Annotated in this window: 7 protein-coding genes; 5 read left to right on the forward strand and 2 right to left on the reverse strand. The window is 72.0% G+C overall.

Annotated elements, in window-relative coordinates; genetic code table 11:
* Positions 1-415: 415 nt before the first annotated feature.
* A complete protein-coding gene (locus tag ABZW18_RS09035) occupies positions 416-1,021 on the forward strand; it encodes a helix-turn-helix domain-containing protein (RefSeq protein ID WP_356184227.1) in 606 nt (201 codons plus the stop codon).
* A gap of 98 nt (positions 1,022-1,119) precedes the next feature.
* On the opposite strand, the gene ABZW18_RS09040 is transcribed toward ABZW18_RS09035, so the two are convergent.
* Both ABZW18_RS09040 and ABZW18_RS09045 read right to left on the reverse strand, forming a co-directional pair.
* Positions 1,120-2,142: a DeoR/GlpR family DNA-binding transcription regulator gene (locus tag ABZW18_RS09040; RefSeq protein ID WP_356184229.1), complete on the reverse strand. Its 1,023-nt coding sequence runs from the start codon at positions 2,140-2,142 to the stop codon at positions 1,120-1,122.
* Positions 2,143-2,428: 286 nt separating this feature from the next.
* Positions 2,429-3,877, reverse strand: coding sequence for an NAD(P)H-quinone dehydrogenase (locus tag ABZW18_RS09045; RefSeq protein WP_356184232.1), 1,449 nt, complete (start codon positions 3,875-3,877; stop codon positions 2,429-2,431).
* A 91-nt stretch (positions 3,878-3,968) separates the two neighbouring features.
* Here ABZW18_RS09045 and ABZW18_RS09050 point away from each other — a divergent pair, with 91 nt between their 5' ends.
* The 4 genes from ABZW18_RS09050 to ABZW18_RS09065 all read left to right on the forward strand — a co-directional run bounded on the left by ABZW18_RS09050 (position 3,969) and on the right by ABZW18_RS09065 (position 7,621).
* Positions 3,969-4,406 (forward strand): gamma-glutamylcyclotransferase, encoded by a 438-nt coding sequence (locus ABZW18_RS09050; RefSeq protein ID WP_356184234.1) that lies wholly within the window; start codon positions 3,969-3,971, stop codon positions 4,404-4,406.
* Positions 4,407-4,499: 93 nt separating this feature from the next.
* Positions 4,500-4,901, forward strand: coding sequence for a type II toxin-antitoxin system VapC family toxin (locus ABZW18_RS09055; RefSeq protein WP_356184470.1), 402 nt, complete (start codon positions 4,500-4,502; stop codon positions 4,899-4,901).
* On the forward strand, positions 4,898-5,704 hold the full coding sequence (locus ABZW18_RS09060) for a purine-nucleoside phosphorylase (protein ID WP_356184236.1): 807 nt from the start codon (positions 4,898-4,900) through the stop codon (positions 5,702-5,704). Before ABZW18_RS09055 ends, ABZW18_RS09060 begins: the two co-directional genes overlap by 4 nt.
* A 174-nt stretch (positions 5,705-5,878) precedes the next feature.
* Positions 5,879-7,621 carry a phospho-sugar mutase gene (locus ABZW18_RS09065; protein WP_356184238.1) on the forward strand — a complete coding sequence of 581 codons (1,743 nt, stop codon included), beginning with the start codon at positions 5,879-5,881 and terminating at the stop codon, positions 7,619-7,621.
* Positions 7,622-7,876 lie beyond the last annotated feature (255 nt).

Raw genomic sequence — 7,876 nt, forward strand, 5'->3', positions numbered from 1 at the left:
CCATCAAGGGCCTCACCGCCGAAGTCGGCGCCTCCGTCACCTCCGGCGCCCTCATCTGCGAAATCAAGGACTGACACCACCTCAACCCACAACCGAAGGGCCCCAGCCGATTCCACGGCCGGGGCCCTTCGGCCTGTGCACGTACCGCCTCAGGACCGAACACGTCCGCATCGAGGCCGACTTCTTCGTCGCGCTGCACCACAGCCACCCCGGGGCGTCTGCCTCCGGCTACCGGCCGCCGTCCGCCGGCCGTCGCCACGTTCTTCAGAGCGACCCGGTCGGGCTCCAGGGGCTCGGCGCGGCCCCTGCGGGTCCTCGGCCGGTCGGCGCCACAGCTCCGGCGGGCCGTGCCGGAGGCGCCATCCGCTTGCGCAATGGCATGCTGGACTCCCGGGCAGGGACAGGAGGACCGGCGATGGCGACCGAAACGGCTCATATGCCGGCACGGCCGATGCGGGCCGATGCGCGGCGCAACTACGAGCGGCTGCTGACCGAGGCCCGTACGGCCTTCACCCGGCACGGCACGGACGCGTCGCTGGAGGACATCGCGAGACGCGCGGGGGTGGGCATCGGCACGCTCTACCGCCACTTTCCCAACCGGTACGCACTGATGGGCGCCGTTTTCCAGAGCGAGGTCGACGCCCTGCTGGTGCGCTCGCGGGAACTGATCGACGCCGAGCAGCCGTGCCGCGCCCTGGTGGACTGGCTGCGCGCCATCATCAGCCATGCGAGCACCTACCGCGGGCTGGCCAGGGCGCTGATGAGCGCCTCGCACGACGACGGCTCCGCCCTGGCGCGGTGCAGCGTGCCGATGCGTCAGGCGGGCAGCACGCTGCTCGTACGGGCGCAGCAGGCCGGAGTCGTACGCCGCGGCGTCGAGATCGCCGACGTGATGCAGCTGACCAACGCCATCGCGCTGGCCGTCGAGGAGGCCCCGGACGACCCGGACCTGGCCGACCGGCTGCTCATGCTGACGCTCACCGGTCTCAAGGCCGAGTCCGGCCGGGCGGACGGCTGTTGAGCAGCTGAGCGCGGCTGCGCCCGGCAACGGCTGCCACTGTTCCCGGGCCCGCGGAAGCGCAGGGCCCGGGAGAATCGACCGGGGGGACCCCGGGTGAACTACCGGCGGCGCGGCGACAGATCCGCGATCCGGCCGTTCCCCACCGCTGCCTGCTGCTCCGCCAGTGAGGCGGCGCTGCGCAGCTGAGGCCCGCCGGACCCCGGTGGGTGGCTCCGCCGCTGGCCCGGCAGGGGGAGGTCATCGGCCCCCTTCACCCCGGGAGAGCCCGGCGGGCCCATCCGGCGTGGCCGTCGCCCTGGAGGACCGTTTCCCTCGGCACCCGGGCCCGGAGAAGCGGCCCCCTGACCGGCCACCGTGATCTGCACCCCTTGATCGGCAAGGGCCTGCAGTTCGGTGACGGCGCGGTCGTCGTGCAGCGGGGGCTCGTCCGTGACCAGCCGGGTGATCACATCGGTCGGCACCGTCTGGAACATCGTGTCGGTGCCCAGCTTGGTGTGGTCCGCGAGCACCACGACCTCGGCCGCGGCCTGGACGAGCGCCCGGTCGACGCTCGCCGACAGCATGTTGGACGTGGACAGGCCGCGCTCCGCGGTCAGCCCACTGCCGGACAGGAAGGCCCGGGAGACCCGCAGCCCCTGGAGGGACTGCTCGGCACCGCTGCCGACCAGCGCGTAGTTGGAGCCGCGCAGGGTGCCGCCGGTCATCACGACCTCGACACGGTTGGCATGGGCCAGCGCCTGTGCGACCAGCAGCGAGTTGGTGACCACGGTCAGCCCCGGGACCCGCGCGAGCCGACGGGCCAGCTCCTGCGTGGTCGTACCCGCCCCGACGACGATCGCCTCGCCCTCCTCGACGAGACCGGCCGCGACGTCGGCGATAGCCGTCTTCTCCGCGGTCGCTAGATGGGATTTCTGCGGGAAGCCGGACTCTCTGGTGAATCCGCCCGGCAGCACCGCACCGCCGTGCCGGCGGTCGAGCAGTCCTTCTGCCTCCAGCGCGCGCACGTCCCGCCGTACGGTCACTTCGGAGGTCTGGACGACACGGGCGAGCTCACGGAGCGACACGGCTCCGTTCGCTCGCACCATTTCGAGGATCAATTGGCGACGTTCTGCAGCGAACACGAAACTGACAGTAACCCCAACGACCGTCTGGTTTCAGCAGTTTGCGCCGAATAGCAGAAGTTGTTCGCAGCGAGACATCGAAAATGGTATACGGGGCGTCGCCAAGTTTCGGCGCGCGCCCTCTACGCGCCCCGGGGCCTTCATCGGGTCCTGCGACGGCGGAGACCAGCGGCTGAGCAGCCGAACCCATGGCGTCCACGAACGCTCCCCCGAGCCTCGTACGACAGGTGGCTCCCGGCGCCCTGCGCCCGCGCCTCCCGGCTCTGGACACGCGCCTGAGGGAGGGCTACGCCTCGCGCTGCGACTTCCGGGTGTGCAACTGCCGTGCCACCTCGGCGATGGACCCGGACAGCGACGGGTACACGGTGAAGGCGTTGGCGATCTGCTCCACCGTCAGATTGTTGTCGATCGCGATCGACATCGGATGGATCAGCTCACTGGCCTTCGGCGCGACCACGACGCCGCCGACCACGATCCCCGTGCCCGGCCGGCAGAAGATCTTCACGAAGCCGTCCCGGATGCCCTGCATCTTCGCGCGCGGGTTGCGCAGCAGGGGCAGCTTGACGACCCGGGCGTCGATCAGTCCGTTGTCCAGGTCCGCCTGGCTGTAGCCCACGGTCGCGATCTCGGGGTCCGTGAAGACGTTCGCCGAGACCGTCTTCAGATCGAGCGGGGCGACCGCGTCACCCAGGAAGTGGTACATCGCGATCCGGCCCTGCATCGCGGCGACCGACGCCAGCGCGAAGACGCCGGTGCAGTCCCCGGCCGCGTACACGCCCGGCGCGCTCGTACGCGACACCCGGTCGGTCCAGATGTGCCCGGAGTCCTTGAGCCGGACACCGGCCTCCTCCAGACCCATGTCCGCGGTGTTCGGGATCGCGCCGACCGCCATCAGACAGTGCGATCCGGTGATGACCCGGCCGTCGGCGAGCGTGACCTCGACCCGGTCCCCCACACGCTTGGCCGACTGTGCGCGGGAGCGGGCCATGACGTTCATACCGCGCCGCCGGAACACGTCCTCCAGCACCGCCGCGGCGTCCGGGTCCTCGCCCGGCAGCACGCGGTCGCGCGAGGACACCAGCGTCACCTCGGAGCCCAGAGCCTGGTACGCGCCCGCGAACTCGGCGCCCGTGACACCGGAGCCGACCACGATCAGCTCTTCCGGGAGCTCCTCCAGGTCGTACACCTGGGTCCAGTTGAGGATGCGCTCGCCGTCGGGCAGCGCGTCCGGGATCTCGCGGGGGTGGCCGCCGGTCGCGACCAGTACCGCGTCCGCGACGAGCTCCTCGCTCGAGCCGTCGGCGGCGGTCACCGTGACCCGGCGCGAGCCGTCCGGGGCCTGGGCGGGCTCCAGCCGGCCACGGCCGCGCATCACCTTGGCGCCGGACCGGGTGACGGAGGCGGTGATGTCGTGGGATTGGGCGAGCGCGAGGCGCTTCACCCGCCGGTTGACCTTGCCGAGGTCGACGCCGACGACCCGGGCCTTCTGCTCGATGTGCGGCGTGTCATCCGCGACGATGATCCCCAGCTCCTCGTACGAAGAGTCGAAGGTGGTCATCACCTCGGCCGTGGCGATCAAAGTCTTCGACGGCACGCAGTCGGTGAGCACCGACGCCCCGCCCAGACCGTCGCAGTCGACGACGGTCACCTCCGCGCCGAGCTGGGCGGCCACCAGCGCCGCCTCGTAGCCGCCGGGTCCGCCACCAATGATCACGATCCGAGTCACATGCTCCATTGTCCCGCACCCGCCAAGGAGACTTCGGGCGGGGGCCCGTACCGGCCGGGCACCCCGGGAAGCGCTGCCGCCACTCCCGTACCCTCGAATCATGTCGCTCTACGCCGCGTACGCCGGCAACCTCGACGCGCGGCTGATGTCCCGCCGCGCCCCCCACTCGCCGCTGCGCGGCACGGGCTGGCTCTCCGGCTGGCGGCTCACCTTCGGCGGAGAGCAGATGGGCTGGGAGGGAGCCCTGGCCACCATCGTCGAGGCCCCGCGCTCGCAGGTCTTCGTGGCGCTGTACGACATCGCGCCGATGGACGAGGAGTCCATGGACCGGTGGGAGGGCATCGGGCTCGACATCTACCGGCGGATGCGGGTGCGCGTGCACACCCTGGACGGCGACGAGGCGGCCTGGGTCTACGTCCTCAACGGCTACGAGGGCGGGCTGCCGTCGGCGCGCTACCTCGGCGAGATCGCCGACGCGGCGGAATCGGCCGGCGCGCCGCACGACTATGTGATGGAACTCCGCAAGAGACCCTGCTGACACCGCAAGCGACCTTGCCGAAGCCCCGGTCTGCTGGACGAGGGAAGGACCGGCGATCGCTGCCGGGCGGCCCTTGCCTCCGACAGCCGCTGGATCGCACCGGAGCACTGGACCGTGGAAGTCCTGTCGGCCATCCGAGGCAATGTGCTGGGCGGAAAGATCACCCAGCGGCATGCGGAGGACGCGGTCGCAGCCCTCGCCCGCCTGGATCCCGTCGTTCCGCCGACCCGTGTCCTGCTGCCGCGGACCTGGGAGCTGCGGAGCAACCTGACGACGTCCGACGCCGCATATGTCGCCGCTGCCGAGGCGTACGGCTGCGCCCTCCTGACGACCGACGCCCGACTGTCGCGCGGGTCCGGGAATCCGCTGCACGGTCAGCGTCATCGACTGATCGCGGGCGCCGGACCGGCGCCGTGTGCGGAAGGGTCTGGGATCCAGCCGCGCAAGGGGGGATCTACGCGCGTAGGGCGTTTGCCGTTACCCTCATCCACGTGAACGCTTCTTCCACGGACATCCCCGGCGCTCCCGACGCCGCCGCCGCCCGACTGCGCGAGCTCACCGGTGCCGAGAGCCACGACGTCGCGCTTGTCATGGGTTCCGGCTGGCTCCCCGCCGCCGAGGAGCTCGGGACGCCCGAGCACGAGTTCCCCGTCACCGAACTGCCCGGCTTCCCGCCACCCGTGGTCGCGGGCCACGCGGGCACGGTCCGCTCGTACAGACTGGGCAACAAGCGGGCTCTCGTCTTCCTCGGCCGTACGCACTACTACGAGGGACGCGGTGTCGCCGCCGTCGCGCACGGTGTCCGTACCGCCGTCGCCGCGGGCTGCAAGACCGTCGTGCTGACCAATGGCTGCGGGGGCCTGCGCCCCGGCATGCGGCCGGGCCAGCCGGTGCTGATCAGCGACCACATCAACCTCACGGCCGCCTCCCCGATCGTCGGCCCGAACTTCGTCGACCTCACCGACCTGTACTCGCCGCGGCTGCGCGCGCTGTGCAAGGAGATCGACAGCACCCTCGAGGAGGGTGTGTACGTGCAGTTCCCCGGCCCGCACTACGAGACTCCGGCCGAGATCAACATGGTCCGGGCGATAGGCGGCGACCTGGTCGGCATGTCCACCGTCCTCGAGGCCATCGCGGCCCGTGAGGCCGGGGCGGAGGTGCTGGGCATCTCGCTCGTCACCAACCTCGCCGCCGGTATGACCGGGGAGCCGCTCAACCACGAAGAGGTACTGCAGGCAGGCCGCGACTCGGCCGTCCGGATGGGCAGCCTGCTGGCGCAGGTCCTCGGCCGGATCTGACCGAGCCGGATCGATCTGCCTGGCAGGGCGTACGGGCCGGGCCCTCGGCCGGATCCGACCCCCCGGTGACAGACCCGCCCACCACCGGGTACACAGCCCCCACGCCACGGATGCACCGCCCCACCACGGAGCAGCCCCGCGGCGAGTCACCCCGTACCGGACAGGAGCATCACCGTGGCAAGCGAAACAGCGGATCTGATCGGCCGGGCCCGTGCGTGGCTGGACGAGGACCCCGACCCGGAGACGCGTGCGGAACTGGGCGAACTGCTCGAGGGTGTGGACCCGGCCGACGTGGAGGACGGAGTCGAGAGCGATCAGATCGCGGAGATCGTCGAGCGCTTCGGCGGCACACTCCGGTTCGGTACCGCGGGACTCCGCGGAGAGCTGGGCGCGGGCCCGATGCGGATGAACCGCGCGGTCGTGATCAGGGCAGCCGCCGGGCTGGCGGCGTATCTGCGCAAGCAGGAGACCGCCGCGGACGGAGAGCGCGACGGAGACGCGCCAGGGCTTGTCGTCATCGGCTACGACGCCCGTTACAAGAGCGCCGACTTCGCGCGCGACACCGCCGCCGTCATGGTCGGCGCGGGCCTGCGGGCCGCGCTCCTCCCGCACCCGCTGCCCACCCCCGTCCTCGCCTTCGCCATCCGGCACCTCGGCGCGGCCGCGGGAGTGACCGTCACCGCCAGCCACAACCCACCGCGCGACAACGGCTACAAGGTCTATCTGGGCGACGGCTCCCAGATCGTGCCGCCCGCCGACCGCGAGATCGCCGACGAGATCGCGGCCATCGCCGGCCTGGACTCGGTGCCGCGCCCGGCCAAGGGCCGGCAGACGCTCGGCGACGAGGTCGTGGAGGCGTATCTCGCCCGTACGGACACCGTGCTCGCCGACGGCTCTCCTCGGGACGTACGCGTGGTCTACACGCCCCTCCACGGCGTCGGCCGCGACACCCTCATCGCCGCCTTCGCCCGAGCGGGCTTCCCGGCACCCACCGTCGTCGCCGAACAGGCCGACCCCGACCCGGCGTTCCCGACGGTGGCCTTCCCCAACCCGGAGGAGCCGGGCGCGATGGACCTCGCGTTCGCCACCGCCCGCTCGGCTCGCCCGGACATCGTCATCGCCAATGACCCGGACGCCGACCGCTGCGCCGTCGCTGTCCCGGACCCCGCCGCCGGGAGCGGCTGGCGGATGCTGCGCGGCGACGAGGTCGGGGCGCTTCTGGCCACCCATCTCGTCCGCAAGGGCGCGCGGGGCACGTTCGCGACGACGATCGTCTCCTCGTCGCTGCTGTCCCGGATCGCGGCCGCGGCGGGCCCGGAGGTCTCGTACGACGAGACGCTGACCGGCTTCAAGTGGCTGGCCGGGACCGACGGTCTGCGCTACGCCTACGAGGAGGCTCTCGGGTACTGCGTCGACCCGGACGGCGTCCGCGACAAGGACGGCATCACGGCGGCGCTGCTGATCGCCGAGCTGACCGCCGAGCTGAAGGAATCCGGCCGTACGCTCCCGGACCTGCTGGACGACATCGCGGTCGAGCACGGCTTGCACGCCACCGACCAGCTGTCCGTACGCGTCGAGGACCTGTCGCTGATCGCCGCGGCGATGGACCGGCTGCGCGAGAAGCCGCCGGGGGCGCTGGCCGGGCTCAGGGTCACGTCGGCCGAGGACCTGGCCCGGGGCACCGACCGGCTGCCGCCGACGGACGGGCTGCGCTACCGCCTGGCGGGGGACGGCGAACGGGGCATCGAGGCCGCGCGGGTCATCGTCCGCCCGAGCGGCACGGAGCCCAAGCTCAAGTGCTACCTGGAGGTCGTGGTGCCGGTCGGCTCGCCCGACGGGCTGGACCGGGCGCGGGGGACGGCGGAGGCTGCGCTGGCGGCCCTCAAGACGGACCTGGCGGCCGCGGCGGGCATCTGACCACCTGACCGGCCGAGGCCCGGCCCAGCACATCACGCTGCAACGATCGCCCGTGGCCGGATCCGGCGGGGGCACGGATGCGGTCATGCCACCACCAGGCGCCCCCAGTCGCCGCCGGTCCGCACCGGCTTCGGTGCGGACGCCGTCACTTGGCGTCCGGTTTCCCGCGCGGCTGCTCAAGTGCGCGCTGCCGGGAGACCATCGCGCGCCTGAACGGCCAGGCGCCGCCACCGGGTCGGCATCCGGATCGACGGC

The sequence above is a fragment of the Streptomyces sp. NPDC004647 genome (assembly GCF_040609575.1).
Taxonomy (GTDB): Bacteria; Actinomycetota; Actinomycetes; order Streptomycetales; family Streptomycetaceae; genus Streptomyces.